The organism is Candidatus Eisenbacteria bacterium (genome assembly GCA_005893305.1).
Classification (GTDB): Bacteria; Eisenbacteria; RBG-16-71-46; order SZUA-252; family SZUA-252; genus WS-9.
Genome location: VBOZ01000017.1, coordinates 174791 through 200765, shown reverse-complemented (window position 1 = coordinate 200765; position 25975 = coordinate 174791). Strand labels below are relative to the sequence as shown.

Genomic DNA, 25975 nt, shown 5'->3' with positions numbered 1-25975 from the left:
TCAGGAGAGCCGGCGCGCGACTTCCTCGAGGACGTACGCTTCGATGACGTCCTTCTCCTTGATGTCGTCGCGATCCTCGAGCGAGATGCCGCATTCGTATCCGCTCGCCACCTCGCGGACGTCGTCCTTGAACCGGCGGAGCGAGGAGATCTTGCCGTCCCATACGACCTGACCCTCGCGGATCAGCCGGGCGCGGGCGCTCCGCTGCATCGTCCCCGATTGCACCATGCAGCCTGCGATCACGCCGGACTTGGTCGTGCGGAAGATCTGACGCACTTCCGCCGATCCGACCACCGACTCGCGGATCTCGGGCTTCAGGAGCCCCGACATGGCGTCCTTCACGTCGGCGACGGCCTCGTAGATGATGTCGTAGAGCCGGATGTCGACCTTTTCCTTGGCTCCAAGCTCCACGGCCTTCGGATCGGGCTTCACGTGGAACCCGATGATCACGGCGTTCGAGGCCGCGGCAAGGAGCACGTCGGATTCGCTGATCTGGCCCACGGCCCGATGGATCACCCGGAGCTGCACTTCCTCGGTCGAGAGCTTCGTCAGCGAGTCCTCCAACGCCTCGACGGACCCGTCCACGTCGCCCTTCAGCACGACGAGCAGGTCGCTCACCTTGCCGGCCTTGATCTGGCTGTAGAGGTCGGTGAGGGTCACGTGGCGGAAGAGGCGGAATTCCTGCTCGCGCTGGAGCTGGCCGCGCTTGGTCGCCAGCTCGCGCGCCTCGCGCTCATCCTGCATCGCGGCGAAGGTATCGCCCGCCTGCGGACCCGCGCTCCAGCCGAGCACCTCGACCGGCGTGGATGGGCCCGCTTCCGGGACCCGGCCGCCGCGCTCGTTCAGCATGGCCCGGACCTTCCCGCTCGTTGATCCCGCCACGAACGCATCCCCCACGCGGAGCGTCCCCTTCTGGACGAGCACGGTGGCGATGATGCCGCGACCCTGCTCGACCCTGGATTCGATGACGATTCCGCGGGCCGCCTTGGAGGGGTCGGCCTTCAGCTCGAGCAGCTCGGCCTGGAGGAGGATCATCTCGAGGAGCTTCTCGATGTTCGTCCCGACCTTCGCCGAGATGGACACCGCGATGGTCTTTCCGCCCCATTCCTCGACGAGGAGGTTGTGCTTCGACAGGTCCTGGCGGACCTTCTCGACGTTCGCGCCGGGGAGATCGATCTTGTTGATCGCGATGATGATCGGAACATTCGCCGCGCGGGCGTGATCGATCGCCTCGACCGTCTGCGGCATGACCTGGTCGTCCGCCGCGACGACAAGCACGACGATGTCCGTCACCTGCGCGCCGCGGGCGCGCATCGCGGTGAATGCTTCGTGGCCCGGCGTGTCGAGGAACGTGATCTTGTCGCCGCGGGGCAGCTCGACTTCGTAGGCGCCGATGTGCTGCGTGATGCCGCCGGCCTCCCCCGCGATGACGTTCGTCTTCCGGATGTAGTCGAGGAGCGAGGTCTTTCCGTGGTCGACGTGTCCCATGATCGTGACCACCGGGGGCCTCGGCTTCAGGTCTCCCGCCTCGTCCGCCGCCGCCTCTTCGACCTCCTCGCCCAGCTCCGAGACGAATTCGACCGCGAAGCCGAACTCGTCGGCCACCGCGCTGATGGAATCCTTGTCGAGGCGCCGGTTGATGTTCGCCATGATGCCGAGCTGCATGCAGACGGCGATGACCTCCTGCGGCTTCACCTCGAGCTGGCCCGCCAGCTCGGCCACGGAGATGAACTCGCTGACGCGGATGATGCGCGGCGCTTCCTCGACGCCGACGGCGGCTCCCTCCTCGCGCTCGCGGTGGTGTCGGCGGCGCTTGGTCCCCTCCATCTCGGCCATGGTCCGCCGGACCGAGGCCCGGATCAGCTTCTCGTCGACGGCGCGCTTCTTCCCTTTTTTCAAGACTTTCGCGTTCTTCGCGGTGGCGAGGGCGCCCGCGGGAGCCGTGCGGCGCTGAGCCTCGGCCGCGGCCCTGGCGGCCAGGGCCGCCTTCTCGCGCTTGCGGGCTTCCTCCTCCTTGACCGCCTCCTTCTCGCGCGCGAGCTTGAGCCGGACCTGCTCGACCACGTCCGCGCCGATCGAGCTCATGTGGCTCTTCACGTCCACCTGAAGCGACTTGAGAATGCTGACGAGCGCCTCGCTCGACATCCCCATGTCCTTCGCGGCTTCGTATACCCGTCGTTTCGTTTCTGGCATCGCTCCTCGTTTCCGGCCCCTCAGCTTTGGGGCGGCGTCTCCTTGGATTCATCCGGCTCCGCCGCAAGCTCCGGCGCGCCGGGGGATTCTTCGTCGTTCGATGCAGGGGCCTCCTCCGCCGATGCGGGAGCCTCCTCCTCTGCGATTGCCGCGGCCCGGGCTTGCGCCGCCGCGTCCGCCGCGTCCGCCGCGGCCTTCTCGGTCGCCGCCGTATCCGCCGCGGCCTTCTCGGTCGCCGCCTCCAGAGCCGCCGCCGCGGCCGCTTCCTGCGCCCGCGCTGCTTCGACTTCCAGCTCCTTGCTCCGCGTCGCCTCGAGCGCGCGTGCCTCCTCGAGCAGCTTCTCCGCGGTCTTCTCGCCCACGCCCTGGATCGCCAGGAGCTCCGTGAGCGGCGTCTTGAGGAGGTCCTGCACCGTCTCGATCCCCTCGCGAATCAGCTTCTCGCGCAGCTTCGGACCCGCGCCCAGAAGCTCCTCGATGTCGATTCGAACCTTCCGCTCGAACTCCCGCTGGCGCTCGCGCTCGCTCTTCGAGATCAGATCGATCTTCCAGCCGGTGAGCTTGGCGGCCAACCGGGCGTTCTGACCGCCCTTGCCGATGGCCAGGGAGAGCTGATCGTCGGCCACCGTGACCAGAGTCTTCTGATCGGCCTCGACCACCTGCGCTTCCAGAACCTTGGCCGGGCTGAGCGAGCGCGTCACGAAGACCACCGGATCCTGGCTGAAAGGAACGATGTCGATCTTCTCGCCGCCCAGCTCCCTCACGATCGCCTGAACGCGCGAGCCCTTGATTCCCACACAGGCGCCCACCGCGTCGATCTTGTCGTCGTTCGAGAGAACGGAGACCTTCGCCCGGGAGCCCGGCTCCCTCGCGATTCCCTTGAGCTCGATGATCTTCTCGGCCACCTCCGGTACCTCGGCCTCGAAGAGCCGACGGAGAAACTCGGGGTGTGTCCGCGAGAGGATGATCTGCGGGCCGCGCGCCAGCTTGTCGACCGCGATGATGAACGCCTTGATGTGGTCCCCTTGGTGGTAGCGGTCCCGGGCGATCTGCTCGCGCGGAGGCAGGATCGCCTCCGACCGGTCGAGCTTGACGTAGATGTTGCCGCGATCGACCTGCTGCACGGTGCCGCGCACCATCTCGCCGACGCGGTCGTGATAATCCTCGTAGATCCGCTCCCGCTCGGCTTCGCGAACGCGCTGGACCAGCACCTGCTTCGCCGCGGCGATGGCGTTCCGGCCGAGCTCCTCGAGCGAGAGCTCCTGCACCAGCTCCTGCCCGATCTCGATGTCGGGCTCGATCGTCCGCGCCTCCGCGAGATCCACCTGAAGGCCCAGATCGTCCGCGTCCTCGACCACCGAGCGCTTGAGCCGCATGACGATGCGGCCGCTCCCCTCGTCGAAGCGGACCTCGATGTTGGCGTTCGGCCCGAAACGCTTCCGGCCGGCCGAAAGCAGCCCGGCCTCCAGCGTCTCGACGAGGATGGCCTTGTCCACGCTCTTCTCGCGCGCGATCTGAGCCATCGCTTCCATCAGCTCGTAGTTCATGTTCTTGACCTGAGGTTCCCTTGCCAAAGTGTTCATCCTTTGCGCCGGCGCTCCTGGCCGCGCATCCCTTCCCACGGGTCGATGATCAAACGCGATTTCCGGATCGCCGCGTACGGCAGCGAGACCGTTCCCACATCCGCATCCGACAGGACGATCGTGTCCGGTCCGGCCGCGCGCAAATCTCCTCGAAACGTTCGGCGGCCGTCGCGCGGGTCGTGAAGCTTGACCTCGAGCGTCGAGCCCACGAATCGCGCGTAGTGCTCCGGACGGAGGAGCACCCGCTCGATTCCCGGCGAGCCGACCTCAAGCACGTACCGTCCCTGGATCAGGTTCTCCTCTTCCAGGTACCGGCCGAATTTCTTATTCCAGTAAGTGCAGTCTTGGAGGGTCACGCCGGGCTGCCGATCGACGAAAACCCGCACGACCGTCGCGCCCGCCTGCGAGGCGAATTCCAAGTCCCAAAGATCGAACGCTTCCTCTTGAAGGAGGGCCTGGAAACGTCCCGCGAGCTCCTCCCGAAGCTGATTCAGTTCCATCGGATGACGCCTCTGAGGCCCCCCCCTGACCGCGGGCCAGGGCCGAAAAAGTTCGAGTGGACCCCTGGCCCACTCGGACCCCCCAACTTACCGGGGTCGCCCCGGAGGATCAAGCAGAAATTTCAGTTAGACAGGAAATTGGGCTTGCGGACGAGGCTTAGGAGCACCTGGCCTACCCCCTCCAGGCTTTCCGGGGAGCATTTGTCGGGCGTGTCGTGGGTGGTGTGCCATTCTGGGTAGGAGAAATCGATCACGTCGATGGCCGGAATCCCGGCGTTCAAGAAGGGCATGTGGTCGTCGAAGACCGTATGTCGAACGTCGGACCGGAAGCTCCGGACGCCGAGGTCGTTGGCCTGGCCCCACACTAGGTCGACGATGTTCGAGGCGAGCCTGCGTGAGTTCCCCTCCCAGTGGAGGTCGAGGTCCTTCTTCCCCACCATGTCCAGGACGATCACGAAGAGCGGCGGCTTCTGCCCGGAGGATTCCTCCACGTACCGATTGGACCCGCGGAAATATCCGTTTTGATCCACCTGCGTCCCGAGATCCTCGCCGTCGAAGATCACGATGTCGACGCCCACCATGGGCCCGCTCTTCTTGACAAGTCTGGCCAGCTCGAGCAGAACCGCCACGCCGGACGCGCCGTCGTTCGCCCCGAGGATCGGTAAGTGGCGCTTCGCCGGCTCCGGGTCGCGGTCGGCCCAGGGCCGCGTGTCCCAGTGCGCCCCGAACAGGACGCGCTGTCTGAGGTCCGGCCGGAACCGCGCGACGACGTTCATGAGCCGCACCCTGGAATTCAGGATCGGCGAATCGTAGAAGAACGTGTCGGCTTCGACCTCGGGTGCGTAGCCCCGTAGCGTCTTCAGGAGGAAGGCGAAGCAGGTATCGTGGGCGGCCGTGCCGGGAACCCTGGGCCCGAAGTCGCATTGCTGCTTGAGCCACCCGAACGCGCGATTCCCTTCGAAGGCCGCGGCGGGACGATCGCATGAGGCGAATCCGAGGAGGATCGTGACGAGGCCGGCCCGGAGCGCGCTCCGAAGAGCGCCCGGAACGCGGGACCTTCGAATTTCAGAAGCGGAACTGGCCGTTGAACGCAATCGTGATCCCGCGGGAAGTGATCTGGGTCTTCAAGTCCCTGTTGTTGCGATAGCCCAGATTAAACCCGCCGGAGATCGATTGGGTGAAATTGTACGTGGTCCCGCTCGTCACGCTGAGCCGCTGGGTGTCCAGCTCCACGAGGTCCGGGAACTGGGGCTGCTTCGTGATCTTCCGGTCCGAGGCCAATGAGACGGTCAGGTTCAGGTTCAAATCGTTCGGAAGCTTCATCGCCTTCTTGCTCCATGGGAACCTGATGCCGCGTGAGGCGGGGAAGATCTTGGTGAACCGGATGTCGGTATTCACCGACTGGCGCTCCCCTACGATCCCGAAGCTCCGCTGATCCAGGCTCGTGGCCTGCACCACCGCCGTGCTGATGTTGGCGCGGAGGCCGTTCCGCCAGGCCAGATCCCAGCCGATGAGGGGCTGCCAGGTCGTCGTGTTGACCCGTTGATCCAGGGGTCCGTCCTGGGGGCCGATCTCCTCCCTCCGGAGGTTGTATCCGGAATTGAGCGACATCGAGTTGATCGAGCCCGAGAGGCCGAGGAGGCGGTTCAGATCGAGCCATCGCGCCTTCAGATCGGGGAGCGTGAGCTGGAGCTGGCGCCGCGCGCCGCCCAGGTTTCCGTCCGTGAAGGTGAGGCGGTGATCGGCGCGCGCGTCGACCGTGATGTTCGACGTGGGACGGATCGTGGTGTTCGCCCCGGTGGTGTACGCCCGATTCGAGGAGAAGACCGAGTTGTTGAGCGCCGCGAGGCGGGGAGACAGGGCCCCGGTGAATCCGGTCTCGAACGGGAACCCGGCATCCCCGGCCACGCGCGTGATCACGCTCCCGCGCTCGAAGCTGAACGTGCCCTGAATGTCCTGGAGCCGGGAGAAGATCAATCGAAGCGGGCTCAACGCGTAGGCACCGCCCTTGGTACCGGGCTTCGAGCTCATCTTCTGCCCGAATCGTCCGATCGGCAGGATCGCGGTGACCCGCGCCGTCCCTCCGTTGTCGATGCTCTTCAGGCCGGCGGGGTCGTCCGAGAGAATCCGAAGCTCGGGCCGGGACGACTCGTGATAGCGGCCGCTCAGGCTCATGTTGGGCGAAAGGATCGCGAGCCACCGCGGCGTGTAATTGAGCTCCATGCCGCGCCTCTGATCGATCTCGGTGCCTTTGTTGACGCCGAAGGGGCCCACGTCGTGGAGGAGCATGTTGCGGATCGAGGTGATGCTGTATCGGAATCGGATCGAGCTGAGCGGCGTCCACGAGGAGGTGCTGCCCAGGGTGAGCTGCCTCACCTTGACGTCCGAGCGAAGGAACGTGGAGTCCACCGGCGCGCCCGTCGAGTCGGTCTGATCTTCGAGCGAGCGCCCGTAGGAGACGTCCCGGGTCGATTGCCACGCCGTGGAGAATCCGACCACGTCCGGCAGAAGGTTCACCTTCAGCTTCGACCCCAGGCTGAAGCCGCCGCCGCCGACCGGAAGGTCGTAGCCCGTGGACGCGTTGAAGGCCCATGAGGAATCCTTCGAGGTCGGGTTGACGCTGTTCCGGCGCGTGAATCCCATCCCGCCGCTCAAGGCGTCGATCGTGAACCGCGCGAGGCCCTTTCGGGATCCCGAGCGGTGATAGGAAAGATCGACCGACTGCTGGTTCTGTTGCCGCGTCTCGAGGTCCGACCGGGACCCGCTCAGAATGACGTCGGAGCCTGTTCGGAACTTGGGCACGTCGCTCGCCTGCTGGACCGAGAAACGCAGCGGCAGCTGGAGCCCCGACGTGGGCATGAGGCGGTCCACCTGGAGGGTCGTCGAGAACCCGGTGGCCACATGATTCAAGCCGGAGCCCTGATTGGCGCCCGAGCCGACCCGGAAGAAATTCTCATCCTGGCTCTCGTGCGTGATGTTCATGGCGAGGACGTCGGCGAAATTCGCCTGGACCGTCACGTCGCCCCTGGTCCCCCGGTCGCGATGAACGCCCGAGAGCCGCAGGTCGTTGACCCAGACCTCCCCCTGCTCGGTTCCCGTTCCGCCGTGCCTGTCCACGCCGAAGCTGGTGCGGTAGATCCGAGTGAAGCTCGGGTTGCCGACGACCGTGTAGAACTCGCCGGTCGAGGCCGCGGTGAGGGAGTCAACCTTGACCTGCGCCCGGCCGGCTTCCTTCAGCCCCGAGAGGCGCTCCATCGGGATGATCACGTTCTGCCACCCGCTGTGCACCGGCACCGAGTACTCGTAGTAATTCACCGTATCCGCGCCGAAGCGGGCCACGGCCCGGAGATTCTGAGCTTCCACGCCCGTCTCCCCGTGCACCCAGAAACGAATCTGGCTGTACTGCGTCCAGCCCAGCCCACTCCGGTCCTGGCTCGAGGTCTTGAACGCCAGCACCGTGTCGCCGGCCGCGAGGCCCGCGTAGCGGAGCGCCATCGACTGCTCCCGCCTCTGGGCGGTCCCGCCGACCGCGTTCCCGACCTGGTAGGGAGATTGGTAGAGGTCGGCGTCGTCCTTGTTGTTCCTCACCCCGACCCCCAGCTCGACGCCGCGCGATGCCGCATCGGGGGAGATCGCCTGGACGAGCCATCGATTCCCCACCAGCTCGATCCCGCCCACCTGCAGCTTGAAGGGAGTGGCTCGCAGGCCGTCGACCCAAAGCCGAAGGTGCTGAATGCTTCCCCAGCTCGGCGAGCCGACCCGGTTGAATGCCACGGCCGACAGGGGAATCCGGAAGAGACGCCATCCGTTGTACGGCTTGATCGTCCCGATGACCTTGGGGTCGTTCGCGTAGTCCTTGGGCACATCGATCGCCACGTACGCGGTATCGGCGAGGTCGAGCGTCGCCTCGAAGTAGTCGTTCCCGAAGTCCCCGAACCCGTCGTGGTTCAGGTCCTCGGTGTCCGGGCGGCCATTTGGGTCGTTCACGCTGCTCTTCTCGGTGTAGTTGATCCGGCTGTAGTCGTCCGGGCGATCGAGGCTGTAGGCGTAGTCGTCCCCGTTGGGGTCCTTATTCGTGACCGGGTCCCAATGGTCCGTTCCGTTCGGGCCCGTTTCCAATTCGTCGGGCACGCCGTCGATCCCGGTGTCCTCGTCCGTCGGGGATCGGTCGAGCTTTCCATCCCCGTTCTTGTCCTCCGTCTCGATCACCCCGTCCGGCCCCTTGTTGGGCTCCCAGAAAGCGTCCTCGCTCACCCGGCCGAAGTCGATGTGGAGCTTGGCCTGGGTCGTGTCGTGGACGGGCGTGAAATCGTTGATCCAGATCTCGACGTATCGGAGCTTCGAGAAGTCCTGCCCCACGGCGCCCAGCGACTGGGTGATGCCGGTCCAGTTCGTGGAGGTGACGCCGGTCTGATTCGTGGGCGGCGTGACCGTCATCTCGAGCACGTGGTGGATGGCGTCTCCCCCTTCCTCGTTCTTGAGGACCGGCTTCAAGTCGCGCTCCTTGATCTTGCTCGGATTGTTGTCCGTGAGCGTGCTCGGGGGGTTATACCAGGCGATCCGCGCGTGCTGGGAGACGTCGTTCGCGAACAGGGGCTGCCCGGTCGCGTCGAGCGGCGTGCTCGACCAGAACCACTGCGTGCGGGAGATGGAGGCCGTGTTCGACTCGCGGTTCCCCTCCATGTCGTCGACGTAGGCCTCGCCCGCCGTGTTCGGGTTGGGAACGCTCATGGCCGCGTGTCCCTGGATGTTGAGCGTCGATGGGGTCGTGGTCCGGACGCCCGGGATGGCGTTGGCCAGCGCGGTCATCCAGACGGGCTTGAAGGTGACGACCGAGGAGAGGTCACCGATGATCGACTTCGCCGGCTCTTCCCCCAGCTTGGGATTCTTCTCCTGAGCGCCGCGGCTGTCGAAGAGGACGCTCGAGGTGACGCTAAGGTTCGGCCCCGGGACGTACGAGGCCGAAGCGCCGAGAAGCGTGAGCTGCGTCGTGCCGAACCCCGGGGAGAAGGAGAAGTCGACGGTAATCGTCTGGTCGGGCTTGGGAGGAGAGATGAAAGTGAGCTGCCCGGTCTGGTAATCGATGCTGTAGTCCGTGCCCCGGACCTTGGGGATTCCGTCGACCTTCACCTGCTCGGAGTTCTCGAGAATGTCGAAGCGCCCCAGGAAGAAGCCCTGCTGGCTGCTCTTGTATTCGGCCTCGATGTAGTAGCGCGTGTCCTGGAACGCATCGGGATTCTTCGTGTAGTAGACCTTCCGATTCGCCGTTGCCCCGGCGAGGAAGTTCCGGTTGAAGTTGTCGAGGCAGTTGAATCCCCCATAGCCGGACCCGCACGGGACCGTCGAATCCGGAGGGGACGAATCCGGCGCGAACGGGTGAAGGTCGGGGAAGAAGATGATCCCGTTGGCAGGGTCGATGAACTGGTCGTCGACCCGGCCGTCCGGCAGGTCCGGATTCGAGGATCCGGCCTTGCCCCGCTGGTCGAGCCCGAGGACCTCGATCAGCTTCACATCCGCTTGGGTACGCGGGTCGGTCGCCGTTTCGGGATCGGTCGCCAGGCCCGACTGGAGCCGGCGGATCGTCAGGTTCATGGTCGAGAGCGAGATGTCCCGTCCGCCCAGGTCGTAATAGTTCCGTAGCTCGTAGCGGAGCGCGGGATACCACGGGGTCTTGGCGACGTAACCGGTGGAGTCGTCCTGGAGATCGTCGAATCGCGGCTTCAGCATCTTGAGCAGGAGCTGGTTGGGGCCTTTTCTGTGCGCCAGGTCCTCGGAGCTGTACTCCGCCGTGGTGGTCGTGCCGACCGAGACCGGTGTCCCGCTCGACTCGTCCGAGTACGCCACCGCGAGCACCTCGGTCAAGCCGAGCTGGAATTTCAGATGAATCACCGGAATCGCGAACCCAACCCGCGCGCCGCTTGGGAGGACCCATGGGTACTCGACGGTATAAGCGTCATCCGGCGAGAGCAGCGTGAAGTGTCCGGGGATCTCGGGATTCGAGGCGCTGTCGGGGGTCGCCGTGGGGTCCAGGCGCGCGAGCCCCTCGGGCTCGCCCGGCGTGTTGACGTAATCGTCCTTGTAGAGCCTGATGCTCCCGGGGGCGATCTTGACCGGCTTGTCGGCGATCAGGAAGTAGGTCCGGTGGATATAATCGAGGTCCCGGATCTGCACTTTCTTGCTGTCACCGGACGGCGTGAATCGCGCCGTCTCGGTTTTCCCTTGCTGCTTGCTCGCGATCGTCGTCAGGTCCACGTTGCCCATCTTCATCACCGTCTTGACGCCGAACAGACCCTCCTGGCGAAACGACGCCCCCTCGACCGAGAGGTTCGTGTTGCCCAGCTCGACCGACCGGACCATGTCGTTCTCGTCGCCCTCGTAGCGGAGCTTCACCTTGTTGTCGACCGAGGTCTGGACGTTGCTCGATTGGTCGCCGTCGACCTTGATCTTGTCCCCGATGGAGCCGGTCAGGTTCACGTTCAGCTCCTGCTTCATCTCGAGGCTCGGAAACCCGCTCTGCTTCTTGCGCTCGGTCTGGACGGCGTGGCCCGGGACCCAGTCGCTCGTCCCGCTCAAGGTGATCGACTCGCTGCCCGACACTTCGATGTTGGGGGCCCCGTCGCCGACAATCGAGCGGATCAGCTTGGGGAATTGGACCGGGAGCTCGACCCGGAAGAGGCTGCCGCCGCGCCCTTGCCCGCGCGCCACGGAGCGGGTCTGGCGGGTCTTGTCGTTCCAGAGCCGGCGCACGGTCCGCCCGGAGAGGATCTGGTTGTACTCCTCGGAAGTGATGACGAGCGGCTCGCGAACCTCGACGTCGCCCTCGCGGTAGCTCTCGAGAATCTTCCCGGTTACCGGGTTGATCGAAACGTCGATGTCGCCCTGCCCGGTGGGGTACATACCGGTGGGACTGATGGGGTGGAACCCCCAGCCCGGAGGCAGGCTGCTTGACGCGTCATCCGACGGAATGGAGGTCAGCTGTGCGGTGGGATCCGGCATGGCGCGGAAGCGCATTGGCGCGGCCTCCGCGGCGCCCCAGATTTGGGAGCCGAGGCAAAGCAGGATGAGGAGGCAAAGCCTCAGGCGTTGGCGCATGATCCCATGGCTGGTGGCTGAGTCCCCGGGGAGGCCCGATCTGGGAAAGGGGCCGCCTCTACTTGAACCCCGTGGACGCGTTGTGGTTCGACGGCCAACCGGTTTTCAGACCTCGGGTTGGGGACCCCCGGGAAAGTTTGCTCCAGGGCCGTTCCGCTCCCTATACTGGCGGCGCGCGTGCCCTTTGGGCGGGCCCGCCGCTCAGAGCGCATGAGAATACTCGAACGCTACGTTCTCCGAGAACACGTCTTCCCGTTCCTCATCGGGTTCAGCATCGTTATTTTCCTGCTCAGCCTGGACTTCCTGTTCGATCTGGTCGACCTGGCGATCGGAAAAGGGGTGAGCGCGGGCATCGTCCTGGAGATGTTCGTCCTCTCGCTCGGCTACATGGTCGCTCTGGCGTTTCCCTGCTCGGTCCTGATCGCCAGCCTGGCCACGTTCGGCAGGCTCTCCCAAGATAATGAGATCGCGGCCATGCGGGCAAACGGGGTCAACCTGCTCCGCATCGTCGGGGCCCCGCTCCTGGCGGCCAGCGTCCTGGCCGGTCTCCTCGTCCTCTTCAACAACCACGTCCTCCCCGAGTCGAACCACGCGCTCGCGAACCTGATGGCCGACGTCGGACGAAAGCGCCCCACGGCGCAGATCACGGAGGGCGTTTTCATCGACGGATTCGTCGGCTACAGCATCTTCGTCGAGAAGGTGAACGACCGGACCAACGAGATCCGCGGCGTCAAGATCTACCAGCTCAATTCGGGCGCCCGGCCGACCACAATTCTCGCCGACTGGGGCGTCATCCACAACTCGCCCGACGGCCGGGTGATGTCGCTGGAGCTCCACGACGGCGAGATCCACGAAGTCCCCCCGAACGACGCGGAGCGGACCTACCGCCGCCTCATGTTCAAGACGCATGTCATTAATATTCGGACAGATGGGGGGGATCTGGAGCGGCGGGACCGGGAGACCCGGGGCGACCGGGAGATGAGCCTGGGGATGATGGAGGACCATATCCACAAGCTCCGGCAGGACTTGGGCGACGCGGCGAGGCGCCGCGACGAGGTCCTGCACGCGGCCGGATTCAAGGATTACGACTCGTTCGTGAATGCGGTCGTCCCCCACCGCGCCCCCAGCGGCATCCGGGCGTGGCTCCGGAACGCGCTCCGGGCGTTCTCCTCCGTGGACGTCCGCGAGAGCGCGCCCGGACCGCTGAGCCCATCGCGGTTCGTCTCTCCGGTCACGGCGGACATCATCCAGATGCGCCAGCTGGAGGTGGACGCGCTGGAGCGCCGCGCCCAGAGCCTCGAGGTCGAGGTTCAGAAGAAGTTCTCGATTCCGGCCGCCTGCGTGGTCTTCGTGCTCGTCGGCGCCCCGCTCGGAATCCGCGCGCGAAAAAGCGGAATCTCCGTGGCGTTTCTCTCGATCCTCTTCTTCATCTTCTACTACCTCTGCCTCGCGGGAGGCGAGGAGCTGGCCGATCGGCGCCTCCTCGCGCCGTGGGTCGCCATGTGGACGCCGAATCTCGTGATCGGGGCCATCGGCATCCTGCTCACGCTCCAGGCGGCGGAGATCATCCGCCGGCCGCGGCGAAAGCCGCGCCCGCGGCGGGCCGTCCCTTCGTGAGGATTCTGGACCGCTACCTCCTTCGCGAGCAGCTCATCTCCCTCCTCGCCGCGCTCGTCTTCTTCGTCTCGGTCTTCATCATCATCGACGTGTTCGAGAAGCTCGACACCTACCTCGACAACCGGGTGCCGGTGCATCTCGTGGCGACGTACTACGCCGTCTCCGTTCCCGGCATCATCATCCAGGTCCTTCCGATGGCGATGCTCCTCTCCTGCCTCGTGGCGCTGGGACAGATCGGCCGCCACAACGAGCTGACCGCGATGCAGGCCGCGGGGATCGGCATCGGAAGGATCGCGCTCCCCCTCTGGGCGCTCGCCCTGGCCGTGAGCACGCTCGTCTTCCTCACGAACGAGGTCGCCCTCCCGCACCTGAACGCGCGCAAGCTCCAGATCTACCGCGTGAATATCAAGAAGCAGAGCCCCGAAGGGGCCACGGTCCGCACCAATCTGGCCTACCTGGGGCGGGAGGGGCGCACGTTCCTCATCAAGACGTACGCCATCCCCACGATGGAGATGCGCGAGGTCGTCATCCAGGAGATCAGCCAGCACACGTTGACGGGGCGGATCGACGCCGAGACGGCGCGATGGGAGAACGGGCGATGGGTCTTCCGGCGCGGCTTCGTGCGCCGCTTCGACCGTGAGGGAGAGCACGCGGCCCAATTCAACGAGCTCGTGATCCCCGGCCTCCTCGAGACCCCGGACGATTTCGCGAAGGCCGAGGAGGATCCGCGGGCCCTCTCGTACTGGGAGCTGCGCGATTACATCGCGAGGTTGAAGCAGAGCGGGAGCCGGGTGCAGAAGTACCTGGTCGAGCTCTACCTCAAGGTGGCGTTCCCGCTGACGAACCTGATCGTGGTCGTGATCGGAACCGCGCTGGCGCTCCGCGTGCGCCGCGGCGGGCTGGCCGTGAGCTTCGGGCTCTCGGTCTTCATCAGCTTCGTCTACTACGCCTTCATCCGATTGGGGCAGGCGCTGGGCCACAACGGGCAGCTCCCGCCGGTCGTTGCGGCATGGATCGGCAACTTCTTCTTCGGCGCGCTGGCGGTGGAGCTTTTACGAAGGGCGAGACGGGGCGGATGACAGGGCGGTGATCCGCCCCTCGCGAAGGTGGGGAACGACCGGCACGCTGTCGATCCTGGCGCAGACGGGTAGATCGTCCCCGAACCCCATCTCGATCAGATCTCGCCCGTGCTCGCTGCGGCTCAGAATCCCCTCCGGGTCGTGGCCGTGCGCGCGGTCGTACTCCCGCGCCGTCTCGGCGGCGTCGTTCAAGGCGACGGCCTCTCCCGCGGCCTCCAACCGTCGGATCAGCGCGCCGGCGCAGGCTGCATCCTCCAGCGCGAAGCGGTTGGTCTTCCCTGCGCAGACGACGACCAGGTCCTCGCCGCGACGGCGCACCGCGTCCGCCACGGCGCCGACGTTGACGTAGGCGAGGAGCAACTGCTCCCGCCCTTCCAGGAGGCCGGCCATCAGCGAGCTCGCGTTGGTCGACGCGAAGATCAACGTGGCTCCCTCGACGCGCTCCCGCGCGTACTCGCGGGGCGAGTTCCCGAGATCGAAGCCGCTCACCTTTCGCCCGTCCCGCTCGCCGCAGAGGAGGGGGGACGTGGCGCCCAGGGACGAGGCGAGCCGGGCCGCCTCCTCCACCGACTCCACCGGAATGACCCTGGAAGCGCCGTTCGAGAGGGCGACCGCGATCGACGTGCAGCTCCGGAGTACATCGATGATGACGATCTGACGCCCGTCGATCGACGCGCGCTCGGCTTCCGGCGGGGTGAAGTAGAGATCGATCCGGTTCAAGGCGTCGCGGCGCCGCGCCTCACGCGGCCTGCTTCCGGGCCGCGAAGAACTCGTCCAGGTAGCCTGTGTGGATTTCGCCCCGGCGGAACTTCTCGTCGGCCAGGATCTGGAGGTGGAACGAGAGGGTCGTGTCGATCCCTTCGACGACCGTCTCCTGGAGCGCGCGGCGCATCCGGGCGAGCGCCTCGTCGCGATCGCGACCCCAACAGATGATCTTCGCGACCATCGAGTCGTAGTACGAGGGAACGACGTACCCCGAGTAGAGGTGGCTGTCGACCCGAACGCCGGGTCCGCCGGGGCCGTGGAAATATCGGACGGTGCCCGGCGACGGCTGGAAGTTCTGCTCGGGGCGCTCCGCGTTGATGCGGCACTCGATCGCGTGGCCGTCGATCTTTATCTCCTCCTGCTTCCAGGGGAGCGGCTCTCCGGCGGCAACGGCGATCTGGGCTTTGATCAGATCCAGGCGCGTCACTTCCTCGGTGACCGGATGCTCCACCTGGATCCGCGTGTTCATCTCCATGAAATAGAACTCGCCCGTCGGTCCCAGGAGGAACTCGATCGTGCCGGCGCCTTCGTACCGGATCGCGCGCGCCCCTTTGATCGCGGCGGCCCCCATCCGCTTCCGGAGCTCCGGGGTGAGCGCCACGCTCGGCGACTCCTCGATCAGCTTCTGGTGGCGCCGCTGGATCGAGCACTCGCGCTCGCCCAGGTGAACCACGTTCCCCTGCCGGTCGCCGAAGATCTGGAACTCGATGTGGCGAGGGCGCTCGATGTACCGCTCGAGGTAGACCTCGCCCGAGCCGAAATTCGCCTCCGCTTCGGCCTGCGCGGTGAGAACCCCGTTTCGGAGCGATGCCTCATCGGTGGCGATGCGCATCCCCTTCCCGCCGCCGCCCGCGGAGGCCTTGATGATCACGGGGAAGCCGAGCTTCTGGGCGACGGCGACGGCGTCATCCGCCGAGGAGAGGATCCCTTCGCTCCCGGGGGTGACGGGGACGCCGGCTAAGGCCACGGTTTTCCTGGCGACCGCTTTGTCCCCCATCGCGCGGATCATCTCGGAGGTGGGACCGATGAATCGGATGTGGCACGACTCGCACACCTCGGCGAAGTGGGCGTTCTCGGAGAGGAACCCGTAGCCTGGGTGGATCGCCTCGGCGGCCGTCACCTCGGCCGCGCTGATGATCCGCGGGATGTGGAGGTAGCTCGCCGACGACGGGGGCGGCCCGATGCAGACCGCCTCGTCGGCGAGGCGCACGTGGAGGGAGTCGCGATCGGCCTCCGAGAACACGGCGACCGTCTCGATCCCGAGCTCGCGGGCGGCCCGGATGATCCGGAGCGCGATCTCGCCGCGATTCGCGACCAGAATCTTCCGGAACATGCCCGCTACGTCGTTTCCTGTTTCTGCCGCTCGAAGCTCTTCCAGGACTCGTCGGACGTGGAGTGAATTCCCTTCACCCGAAGCTCGAACTCGGTCGGGTTGGAGCAGAAGCGGAGAGCGTTCTCGAGACTGATCTTCTCATCCGTGTAGGCCTTCATGATCGACTGGTCGAAGGTCTGCATCCCGTACTGGGAAACGCCCTCGGAGATCACGCCCTGGATGAGGGAGATCTTGTCGCGGTCCTGGAGGTACTCCCGGATCGTGGCGGTGACCATCATCACCTCCACCGCCGGAACCCGCCCCGGCTGATCCGAGCGCGGAATCAGCCGCAGGGCCACGACCGCCTGGAGCGTCGCGGCGAGCATGAACCGGATCTCGTCATGCTCGTGCGGCGGGAAGAAGGAGATGATCCGGTTGATGGTCTGGGGCGCGTCCACGGTGTGGAGCGTGGAGAGGACGAGATGCCCCGTATCGGCCGCCATGAGCGCGGTGCGCATCGTGTCGGGATCGCGGATTTCCCCGATCAGGATCACGTCGGGGTCCTGGCGGAGGACGTGCTTCAGCCCTTCGGAGAAGCTGGCGGTGTCGAGGCCGACCTCCCGCTGCGAGATCGTGCTCTTCTTGTCGCGGAAGAGGAACTCGACCGGATCCTCGATCGTGATGACGTTCTTCGCTTCGCGCCGGTTCAGCGAGTCGATCATGGCGGCGAGGGTGGTCGACTTCCCGCTCCCGACGGTGCCGCAGACGAGGATGAGCCCGCGCTGGCGGCTGGCCAGCTCCTCGATCACCGGAGGAAGGTTCAGCTCCTCGAACGCAGGGATCGTGGCCGGAACCTGGCGGAAGACCATCGCGAAGGTGCCGCGCTGCTGGAAGAAGTTCGTACGGAACCGGGCCAGCCCGGTCACGCCGAACGCGAAATCGACCTCCTTCGTATCCTCGAACACCTTCTTCTGCTTCGGCGTCAGGATCTGGTCCACGATCGCCTCGAGGTCCTGCTGCGTGGGCGCCGGCTCCTCGATCGCGACGAGCTCCCCGTTCACGCGGGCGGTCGGCTTGGTGCCGACCTTCAGGTGCAGGTCCGAGGCTTTAAGCTCCACCATTTTCTGCAGGACGCGTTTTACGTTCATTCGATTCCCCCGCGACGCTGGCTACGCGGCGCTGTCGGCTTCAACCAGGAACAGAACCTGCCCGTATTCGACGGGCTGGGCGTTTTCGACGAGGATGCTGGTGATCCGACCCTTCACGTCCGACTCGATCTCGTTCATCAGCTTCATCGCCTCGACAATGCAAACCGTTTGTCCGACGTCGATCGTGCTGTTCTCCTCGACGTACGGGTCGGCATCCGGCGCCGGCGAGCGGTAGAACGTCCCGACCATCGGGGACTTGATCGGCACCAGATCCGCGGCGGCGCTCGCGGCCTTGTGGTCGTCCGATGCGGCGACGGCCGCGGCAGCGGCCGGCGCCGATGCGTGGACCGCCTCGCCGCCCGGGCGGCGGACGCGAACCGCGGAAAACAGCTTTCTCACCTCGATCTCGGCGAGATCCTCCTCGCGCATGATCTGGACCAATTCCTGGATCGTGCGCCGGAGATTCATCGACGCTTGCCCTGGCCGCGCGCGCCCCCGACCATCGCGGCGAGCGCGTGGAGACCGAGCTCGTAGCTCGCGGGGCCGAATCCCATGATCACGCCCGTCGCGGCGCTCCCCGTCACGCTCTCCTGGCGTTCCCGCTCGCGCGCGTAGAGGTTGGTCATGTGGACTTCCACGACCGGGATCGTCATCGATCGCAGCGTATCCGCCAGCGCGAGGCTCGTATGGCTGAAGGCGGCGGGATTGAGAAGGCAGCCGTCGACTTCGTCCATGGCCATCGTGAGCCGATCGATGAGCGCGCCCTCGTGATTCGTCTGGAACGATGCGACCCGGAGGCCGAGGGCCTCGCCCAGCTTCACGAGACGCCTGTCGATCGATTCGAGCGTCTCCTTGCCGTAGAGACGGGGCTCCCGGCGGCCGAGGAGACCCAGGTTCGGTCCGTGAAGCACCCAGACGTCGCGGGCCATCAGCTTCTCTTGCCGCCCAGGCGGTCGAGCCACTCCTGGAACGCCGATTTGTTCCCTTCGATCATCGGGCCCGACGGCTTCGGCGCCGGGTTGGGAGACGGCACGGAAGGCTCCATGGCCTGGCTCGGAGGCCCGGCCTGCGCGGGCTCGGCTTCCGGGGCCGCGACGGCATCGCCGGGCGGGGCGTCGGCCGCGGGCGGGGCGGACGCTGCCGCTTCCGGTGGCGCGGGCGGCGCGGCGGCCTCCCGCTCCATCCGCCCCAGCCGCTCGATCGGAATAACCTGGAAATCCTGAGTCACCGCCGTATACGGCGACGGCGCCGGGCCCGGATCGAACGTCTCGATCGTGCGAAGGCCGAGCGCCAGCTCGGGCAGGTGCTCCTCCTCGCGGGGAAGCCGGACCGGCTGCCAGGAGAGATCGCCCTGCCCGACGATGACGTCGGCGGGCCGCGCCTCGGGAAACTCGCCCGAGGTGATCTGGTGCACCGCGGTCTGGGACTCGAGATCGCCGGGATCGATGCGGCAGACAGCGCGGTAGTAGCCCGTGGCCTGATCGTGGTCGCCCGAGTGGGAGAGGATCCCCGCGAGCGCCTTGAGCGCGACCACGTTCTCGCGATCCAGCTTGAGCGCCGCCTCGAACTCGGATCGGGCCTCGTTCAACCGGCCGTCCGCGAGGTAAGCGCGGCCGAGAACGATGCGGTCCCCGACGCCGTTCCCCGGGCGGGTGCGCCGGTCCTCGCAGAGCTGGATCGCCTCATCCAGGCGTCCCCGCTCCATCAGTCGCTCGGCAAGCTGTAGGTAGAGCGCCGTGGCAGGATCCCTCGCGACAATTTCTTCCAGCGGCAGGATCGCCTCCTGGCGCGTGTCGTTCCTCATAGGACCCTCCTAGGCGGGACGGACCAGACCCAGAACGACGCGCCGAAGGGCGGTAAGCGACGACAGTTCAAAGACTTTAGATTTGCCGATCGCCGGGCACAATATCATCCGAACGCCCGCCCGTCCACGCTTCTTGTCCCGATCGAGCGCATTCCAGAAGCGGATTCCGGGGCGCCGGTCGAGCCGGGTCGGCAGCCCCAGCTGCCGCAAGATCGATTCGATCTCGATCGCTACGATGGGGTCCAGCCCGACCTCGAGCACGCTCAGACGGAGCGCGGCGACGATTCCCAGGGCGACGGCCTCTCCATGGAAATAGCGTCGGTATCCGTAGGCCGCTTCGAGAGCGTGCCCCACCGTGTGGCCGAAGTTGAGCGCTAGCCGGACGCCGCGGTCTCGCTCGTCCTTCGAGACCAATCGGGCCTTCTCGGCGGCAGCCATCCGGATCAGCGGCTCGAGCACGCGGGGTTCGCCCCACCCTCCGCGCGCCGTGAGGCGGTAGAGGCGCGACACGATCTCGGGCCGGCGGATCACGCCGATCTTCAACACCTCGGCGAGCCCGGCGCGATAGGCCCGCGGGGTGAGCGTCCGGAGCGTCTCCGTGTCGGCCAAGACGACCGTGGGATGGTGGAACGCGCCCACCAGATTCTTCCCCCGGGGGAGGTTGACCCCGACCTTTCCGCCGATCGACGCGTCCGCCTGGGCGAGGATCGTGGTCGGCAGGGCCGCCCACGCGAGCCCGCGCGCGAATGTCGACGCGGCGAAGCCCGCCACGTCCGAGACGACGCCCCCGCCGAGCGCGACGACGATCGCGTCGCGGCCGACGCCATCCTCGGACCACCGCCCGCAGAGCGCGCGGAACGAGTCGATCGACTTGGAGCGCTCCCCGTCGGGAAGGACCGTGCGAACGACGCGAAAGCCGGCCCGCTCCAAGCTCGCCGCGACGCGCGCGGCATAGAGCCGGCCGACCGTGCGGTCGGTGACGAGCGCGGCGGTTCCGCCGGCATGGAGCTCGCGTAGAAGGGCGCCGGCTCGCCGCAGGAGGCCGCGACGGACGCGGATCTGGGTGACGTGGGGAACGCCCTGCACGCGCACGCGGATCATCGGTGGCGCGCAGGCTACCACAGGCCGCGCGGCGGGGCTAGCGCTGGGGAGCGCCCTCGAGCCCGCGGATCTGCTCCTCGAGCCGCTGCTTCTCCTGCTCGAGGCGTTGAATCTCCTGCTTCATCCGGCCGACGTCCGGCGAGACGGTGGGACGGGGGCCGACGGGGGGTTGGACGAATGCCGCTCCCACGATGACGTGGAGCGGAAATATCTCGGTCCCTCGGAGCACGGTCAGCTCGATCTGGTCTCCGGGGCGAATCGCGCGAACCTTCGTCGTGAGCGCGTCGGCCGTGTGGGCCTCTTCGCCCTCGATGGCCAGAACGCGGTCCCCCGCCCGGATTCCGGCCGAGTCGGCGGGGCTGCCCGGAACCACGCCCGCGATCAGCACGCCGAGCGAGTCGGACGCCGCACCGGTCGCGCGCCGGAGCTGCACCCCGAGGTAGCCGCGTCGCACGCTGCCGTAGGTCTCGAGCTCCTTCGTCATCCAAGCGACCTGATCCACGGGCAGCGCGATCAGCACGCTGCTCGGATCGGGGACCGGATCGTCCCCGCGATTCAGCCCGACGCGCGAGGCCTCGTCCGAGGGGCTCGGCACCGCGCGCCCGACGACGACGGCGACCCAGTCGCCCTCCTCGTTGAGCACGGCGCCGCCGGTCGAGCCCGGGTAACTGGGCGCGTCGATCTCGAGAATCTCTCCCGAGCGCGCGTAATCCATGCGCTCGCCGCGCCCGACGATCTGGCCCAGGGCCGCCTGTGGGCGCGTGACCGCGACGTTCGAGATCACCGCGACCCATGCCCCGATGGCGAGCGACTGGGGCGGCGCGGGCGCGAGGGGGCGGAGGGTGGCGCCTTCGACCTGGAAGAGCGCGATGTTCGAGGCGCGGTCGATGCCCAAGAGCACCGCCGGCCGCTCGATGCCCCCTTTCAGCAGCACGCGAACGCTGCCGCCGGGGATCGCGATGCTCGCGGACGTGAGAATGCTCCGGTCCGAGAGCGCAATGGCGGTCCCGATGAGCCGCCGACGCTTCGCCCCAGGACGCGGCGACGCCTCCGAGGGCGGGTAGCCGACGACCGTGAGGATGCTCGTGTGAACCGAGTCGACGACGCCCAGGAGCGAGCCGTCATCGGAGCGGAGCGGCCTGGGCGCGGCGCGGACTCCGGGTGCGAAGAGGGTGGCCGCGAACAGGAGCGCGAACGCGCCCGCGAGGAAGGCCGTCATGCGTAGACGGCGCTCCGCGCCGGCGCGAACGGCGGGGGGGACGCCCCTAGAAGGTGATGTACACGTCATCGGAGGAGCGATCCGAGACGGGTGTTATCGTCGGGTTGTTGGACCCCCCGAGATCCCTCTCGAGGAAGAATTGGTCGGTGATGTACTGGTCGTCGTAGCGCGAGCCCGGATTCGGAATCGCGGCATCCTGGCTCGAAGCGGGCGTCGGCCAGACGCTCTCATCCAGGGCGTCCCCGGACTGGGTCGACCCGCGAGCGGGCGACGGGCGAGACCCCGTCCGTCCGTTGGGCTGACGCGGGGCCGTTTGCGTCCCGGCGAAAGGAGCTGCGAGCGACGCTACCTCGACCTTCGAGGGCTCCTGCGACGGAGTGGCCGCAACGGATGAACCGGGCGCCAGGTGCGAGGGCGCCGTCACGCCCGCTACGTTCGTGTGCCGGTTGACGCCGTTCGGGTTCACGAGCACCACACCGATCCAGACGGCGCATGCGCCCGCGCCCGCGAGGAAGAGAGGGCGAAGACGCGCCGGCTCCATGAGCCCCTTGAGCCACTCCACGACGGTCGGCCTCATGGCCTCGCCGGAGCGGATCCGGGCGAGGAGATCCTCTTCGAAGTGAGGGCTCGTCTCCACGTACGGAACGTTCTGCATCAGCTCGAGCGTCGCGCGAAGCTCGCGCACGGACAGAGAACAGCGCCGGCAGGCGAGGATGTGGGCCTCCAACGATCGACGCTCCTTCTGACTCAGGTCGTCCTCGAGGAAGGCGGATAGGAGTGGTTCGGCGGACCGGCAGTTCATACATCCTCCAGGCTGAGGTAGGGTTTGAGCCGTTCCTTCAGCATCAGCCGCGCGCGGTTGATGCGTGAGCGCACCGTACCGCCGGGGATGCGAAGGATCTGGCCGACCTCCTCGTAGCTGAGCCCCTCGACGTCGCGCAGCACCACAGCTTCCCGGTAGCGCGCGGGGATCTTGTGAAGCGCTTCTGCGACCTTGCGTCCAATTTCGTTGGCATTGAGATCTTCATCGGGAAGAGGCTTCGAATCCGGAAAGCTCACACCCTGTCCGCCGGACTCCTCTTCCATCGCGTCCAGGCTGAACGTGCCGCGGTGACGGACGCGGCTTCGAATCTCGTTCTTGGTCAAGTTCACCGCGATCGTGAAGATCCACGTGGAGAACTTCCCGCTCTTCCGATACCGCTCGCGATTCCGGAAGACGCGCAGGAAGACTTCCTGGCTGATCTCCTCCGCCCTGTCTCGGTCGTTGATGAACCTGCATACGAGATTCATGATGCGTGTGCGATAGCGCTGAACGAGCGCGCGAAACGCCGCCTCGGAGCCCATCGCGCAACGCTCCATGACGTCTTCGTCGCTCAGCTCGGCAAGATCGAGCTTTTTCAGGCGAAGTAGTTCGGGTGGCACATCGCTCTCCGTGTTCATGGATACACCACCCCCAGCATCGAGGTTCCTGAATTTGGCTGGGTTACCGGCCCTGGAAGAAGCTGAGACCTGAGGCCGGGCCGGTCCGGCCGGAGCGGGCCCGCGATTCGGCTTCCCGGGCTTCCGAGTCCAGCCTGAGGCTGTGGCAGACGCGCGCCAGGGCCCGATTCGCCTCGACGGACGTTTCGGGACACTGGGCGGCGCGGATGAGGGTATCTCGCGCCATCTCGAGCTGACCCCGACCCTTCCGGATGTTGCCCAGCATCAGCAAGGCTCTGCCGTTCCTCGGGTTGAGGTCGATCGACTTTTGGAGGGACTGAGCGGCCTGGTCGGCGTGCCCCTGTCCCAGCTCGGCTGAAGCGAAGAAGTACAGGCATTCCGATGTCTCCCGCCCGAGGTCCCGCAGGCGCTCCCAGGCCCATTGGGCGAGCAGGCTATCTCCAAGCGCCGTGGCCGCCGAGCCAAGCTGCTCGTACGTGGACGGGCTCGCCAACCCCCGGCCCGCGCCGTCGCGGATCAGCGACACCGCCTCCTCGGGATGACCGAGCAAAGAGTAGCACAGGCTTGCCGCCAGTACCTGGCGGGCATTGTCGAGCGGCGCCGAGCGGACCTGCTCGACGGTCCTGATCCCCTGCTCCCGGTTCCCGACGCGGATCTCGAGGTAGGCGACGACCAGCGATTCCTCGCGGGAGAGGCCGCGTCTCGACATCAGGGCCCTGTAGTCACTCAGCGCGCTCCGCTCATCGCCCAGCCCGAGGTAGGCGCGCGCGCGCACGGGGAACGCGCTCAGGTCGTGCCGGAGGGGCTTCACGCTGGCGAGGGCTTCCCGATAGTTCCCCGTGGCCAGCAACGCCCGGCCCGCTCCGACCCTCAATTCGTCGACGCGGAAGCCTTGCGCCCCCGCCCAGTCGAGAAGCATCCGGTACTCGTGCTCCTTCCCGTGGCGGATCAGGAACGCGCCGTACGCGGCAACCTCCTCCTGGCGCGCGCCGTGCGCCAGCGCGCACTCCCGAAGTAGCGTCTCCTCGAGGATCGGATTTCCCATTCGCTTGGCGAGGGAGACGCCCAGCGCGAGGGTCCGCGAATCGTCAGGCTTCAGCTCCAGGGCCAGCTGGAGGGCCGAATACGCTTCCTCCAGTCGGCCGTCCTCGAGCGCGAGGCTGAGGATCCCGGTCGCAATCCACGCGAAATCGGGCAGGAGCACGTCGGTTCGTTTCAGATCGGCGAGCGCCGCCTCGTAATTCTTGTCAAGCTGGTGCGCCAGCGCGCGCAGCGCATAGAGCTCGGGGACCGCCCCCAGCTGTCGGAGCGGCGGCGTCAGCACCTGCGCCGCGACGGCCGGCTCCCCGGAGCGGAGCCGCATGCGTCCGACCAGCATCGCGGCGTCGGCGTTCAAGCTGTCCAACGCGAGAGCGCGCTCCCCCCATTCGAGAGCCGTCACGTCCTCGCCGCCCGACTCGTACAGGATGGCGATGCGGGACATGGCGAAGCTCGATACGGGGTCTATGGAGGCGAGCGACTCGGCCCACGCGATCGCGCCGTCGCGATCACCGGCGGCTTCGGCCAACTCCGATCGCAGATGGCATTCGAGCGCGATGGGGGTTTGTAAGGAATAGTAGAGCGCGGCAGCGGGCGTGGGTGTTACCGCGAGGAAAACAAGCGCAATCCCGATGAGTAAAGCTAGGAAGATGCCCCGTCCCTGTGCGTCAGTCACGTGAACCGTCTCCGCAAGAAGGAATGAAGGAAGGCCCAATCTGGACCTTCCTCCCCCCGTCTCGAGACGACTCGTCTATTTTACCAGTCTACGGCTCTGTGTGCAAGCGTGACGCGGCCCACGGGGGAGTCTCCTGGTCCGACGGCGACCCTCCTACCTTCGGACCGCCGGCATCCTCTCCGCGGGATTCCTGCCGATCGCGCTCGACGCGCCCCGTAGGATGCTCCCGCGCCTCGGGGCGATCTTGCCCCTCAGGATAGTCGCGACCCTCGGGATGTTCCCGCCCTTCAGGGGGTTGCACCGCCTGCGGCCGATCCCGCTCCGTGCGGGGCTCGATGTCGCGGCCCCTCCGGTTATCGCGCCGATCCGCCTGGCCTCTGCCTTCGCGGGCGCCACCGCCGCTCTCGCGACCTCCACCGCCGCTCTCGCGGCCTCCACCGCCGCTCTCGCGGCCTCCACCGCCGCTCTCACGGCCTCCGCTGTCGCGGCTCCCGCGCCCTTCCCGGTGACCACGCTGCTGGCCGCCCGCGCTCATTTCCTCGCCTGCGCCGCGCGAGCGGCGACCGCGGCCGCCGCGCCGGCGCCTGCGCCGCTCTCCGCCGGCAGCATCACCGCCCTGCTTCTCGGAGCGGACCATCTTCTCGAAGTGGAGGAGCGCGTCGCGCGCCGCCTCCTGCTCCGCCTCTTTCTTGTTGCTGCCGTGGCCACGCCCCAGCGTCCGTCCGTTCACGACGACCTCGACGGCGAAGAGCTTCTGGTGATCGGGCCCGTTCTCGCTGGAGATGCGGTACTGCGGGTGCGTCTTGAATTCTCCCTGCACGTATTCCTGGAGCATGCTCTTGTAATTCGCAAGATTCGCGTCGCTCAGGATCTCGTGCACCTCGCGCAGGAGAAGCCGCTCGGTCAGCTTCCGCGCCGGCTCGAGCCCGCCGTCCAGGTAGACCGCGCCGATGATTCCTTCCAGCGTGTCCGCCAGGATCGAGGCGCGGTTCCGGCCTCCCGACTCGTTCTCCGCCTCGCTCAGGAGGACGAAGTTTCCGAGTCCCATCACGGTCGCTGCCCGCGACAGGATGACGCGGCTGACCAGCAGCGATTTCATCTTGGTCAGCTCGCCTTCGCGGAGCTTGGGAAATTTGTTGTAGAGGAATTCGTTCACGGCGAGGCCGACGACCGAGTCGCCCAGAAATTCCATGCGCTCGTTCGAGTCCCCGCTTCGGCCGGGGCTCGCGTGGAGATACGAGCGGTGGGTCATGGCGATGCGGGCCAACGCCGGATCCTTGAACGTATACTTGAGAAGACGTTCGAGACCTTTGAGATCCAATTCCCGGTCCCGGGGCGCCCGTGTTGCCGGCGCCGCCGGCCGGTCCAGACCGAACAGCTTTCGGAGCAATTTCATAATGTGCGGATC

At 66.8% G+C, this 25975-nt stretch carries 19 protein-coding genes; 2 read left to right on the top strand and 17 right to left on the bottom strand.

Annotated elements, in window-relative coordinates:
- From infB to sprA, 5 genes are all read right to left on the bottom strand, one after another.
- Window positions 1–2193 (bottom strand): translation initiation factor IF-2, encoded by a 2193-nt coding sequence (infB, locus tag E6K79_07235; GenBank protein ID TMQ64823.1) that lies wholly within the window; start codon window positions 2191–2193, stop codon window positions 1–3.
- A 20-nt stretch (window positions 2194–2213) separates the two neighbouring features.
- Window positions 2214–3776, bottom strand: a complete 1563-nt coding sequence (gene nusA / locus E6K79_07230; protein TMQ64822.1) for a transcription termination/antitermination protein NusA — start codon at window positions 3774–3776, stop codon at window positions 2214–2216.
- The gene (locus E6K79_07225) at window positions 3773–4276 is read right to left on the bottom strand and encodes a ribosome maturation factor RimP (protein TMQ64821.1); all 504 of its coding nucleotides are present in this window, start codon (window positions 4274–4276) and stop codon (window positions 3773–3775) included. Before E6K79_07225 ends, nusA begins: the two co-directional genes overlap by 4 nt.
- Before the next feature lie 122 nt (window positions 4277–4398).
- Window positions 4399–5370 (bottom strand): M28 family peptidase, encoded by a 972-nt coding sequence (locus E6K79_07220; protein ID TMQ64820.1) that lies wholly within the window; start codon window positions 5368–5370, stop codon window positions 4399–4401.
- On the bottom strand, window positions 5342–11368 hold the full coding sequence (gene sprA, locus E6K79_07215) for a cell surface protein SprA (protein ID TMQ64819.1): 6027 nt from the start codon (window positions 11366–11368) through the stop codon (window positions 5342–5344). Before sprA ends, E6K79_07220 begins: the two co-directional genes overlap by 29 nt.
- A gap of 210 nt (window positions 11369–11578) precedes the next feature.
- Here sprA and E6K79_07210 point away from each other — a divergent pair, with 210 nt between their 5' ends.
- Window positions 11579–12985 carry a YjgP/YjgQ family permease gene (locus E6K79_07210; GenBank protein TMQ64818.1) on the top strand — a complete coding sequence of 469 codons (1407 nt, stop codon included), beginning with the start codon at window positions 11579–11581 and terminating at the stop codon, window positions 12983–12985.
- Window positions 12508–14064, top strand: coding sequence for a YjgP/YjgQ family permease (locus E6K79_07205; GenBank protein TMQ64817.1), 1557 nt, complete (start codon window positions 12508–12510; stop codon window positions 14062–14064). Before E6K79_07210 ends, E6K79_07205 begins: the two co-directional genes overlap by 478 nt.
- On the opposite strand, the gene E6K79_07200 is transcribed toward E6K79_07205, so the two are convergent.
- From E6K79_07200 to rnc, 12 genes are all read right to left on the bottom strand, one after another.
- On the bottom strand, window positions 14038–14784 hold the full coding sequence (locus E6K79_07200; GenBank protein ID TMQ64816.1) for a 2-phosphosulfolactate phosphatase: 747 nt from the start codon (window positions 14782–14784) through the stop codon (window positions 14038–14040). The two genes, E6K79_07205 and E6K79_07200, sit on opposite strands and share 27 nt — an antisense overlap.
- A 19-nt stretch (window positions 14785–14803) precedes the next feature.
- On the bottom strand, window positions 14804–16162 hold the full coding sequence (gene accC, locus E6K79_07195; protein TMQ64815.1) for an acetyl-CoA carboxylase biotin carboxylase subunit: 1359 nt from the start codon (window positions 16160–16162) through the stop codon (window positions 14804–14806).
- A gap of 5 nt (window positions 16163–16167) precedes the next feature.
- Window positions 16168–17289, bottom strand: a complete 1122-nt coding sequence (locus E6K79_07190; protein TMQ64814.1) for a type IV pilus twitching motility protein PilT — start codon at window positions 17287–17289, stop codon at window positions 16168–16170.
- Window positions 17290–17310: 21 nt separating this feature from the next.
- On the bottom strand, window positions 17311–17757 hold the full coding sequence (accB, locus tag E6K79_07185; protein TMQ64813.1) for an acetyl-CoA carboxylase biotin carboxyl carrier protein: 447 nt from the start codon (window positions 17755–17757) through the stop codon (window positions 17311–17313).
- Window positions 17754–18218 (bottom strand): 3-dehydroquinate dehydratase, encoded by a 465-nt coding sequence (locus tag E6K79_07180; protein ID TMQ64812.1) that lies wholly within the window; start codon window positions 18216–18218, stop codon window positions 17754–17756. Before E6K79_07180 ends, accB begins: the two co-directional genes overlap by 4 nt.
- Window positions 18218–19093 (bottom strand): tetratricopeptide repeat protein, encoded by an 876-nt coding sequence (locus tag E6K79_07175; protein TMQ64811.1) that lies wholly within the window; start codon window positions 19091–19093, stop codon window positions 18218–18220. Before E6K79_07175 ends, E6K79_07180 begins: the two co-directional genes overlap by 1 nt.
- A gap of 9 nt (window positions 19094–19102) precedes the next feature.
- Window positions 19103–20194, bottom strand: coding sequence for a 3-dehydroquinate synthase (gene aroB / locus E6K79_07170; protein ID TMQ64810.1), 1092 nt, complete (start codon window positions 20192–20194; stop codon window positions 19103–19105).
- A gap of 37 nt (window positions 20195–20231) precedes the next feature.
- Window positions 20232–21482 carry a PDZ domain-containing protein gene (locus E6K79_07165; GenBank protein TMQ64809.1) on the bottom strand — a complete coding sequence of 417 codons (1251 nt, stop codon included), beginning with the start codon at window positions 21480–21482 and terminating at the stop codon, window positions 20232–20234.
- Window positions 21460–22215: a hypothetical protein gene (locus E6K79_07160; GenBank protein ID TMQ64808.1), complete on the bottom strand. Its 756-nt coding sequence runs from the start codon at window positions 22213–22215 to the stop codon at window positions 21460–21462. Before E6K79_07160 ends, E6K79_07165 begins: the two co-directional genes overlap by 23 nt.
- Window positions 22212–22853 (bottom strand): sigma-70 family RNA polymerase sigma factor, encoded by a 642-nt coding sequence (locus E6K79_07155; protein TMQ64807.1) that lies wholly within the window; start codon window positions 22851–22853, stop codon window positions 22212–22214. Before E6K79_07155 ends, E6K79_07160 begins: the two co-directional genes overlap by 4 nt.
- A 43-nt stretch (window positions 22854–22896) precedes the next feature.
- Window positions 22897–24567, bottom strand: a complete 1671-nt coding sequence (locus E6K79_07150) for a tetratricopeptide repeat protein (protein TMQ64806.1) — start codon at window positions 24565–24567, stop codon at window positions 22897–22899.
- 88 nt (window positions 24568–24655) lie between these two features.
- Window positions 24656–25963, bottom strand: a complete 1308-nt coding sequence (gene rnc, locus E6K79_07145; GenBank protein TMQ64805.1) for a ribonuclease III — start codon at window positions 25961–25963, stop codon at window positions 24656–24658.
- Window positions 25964–25975 lie beyond the last annotated feature (12 nt).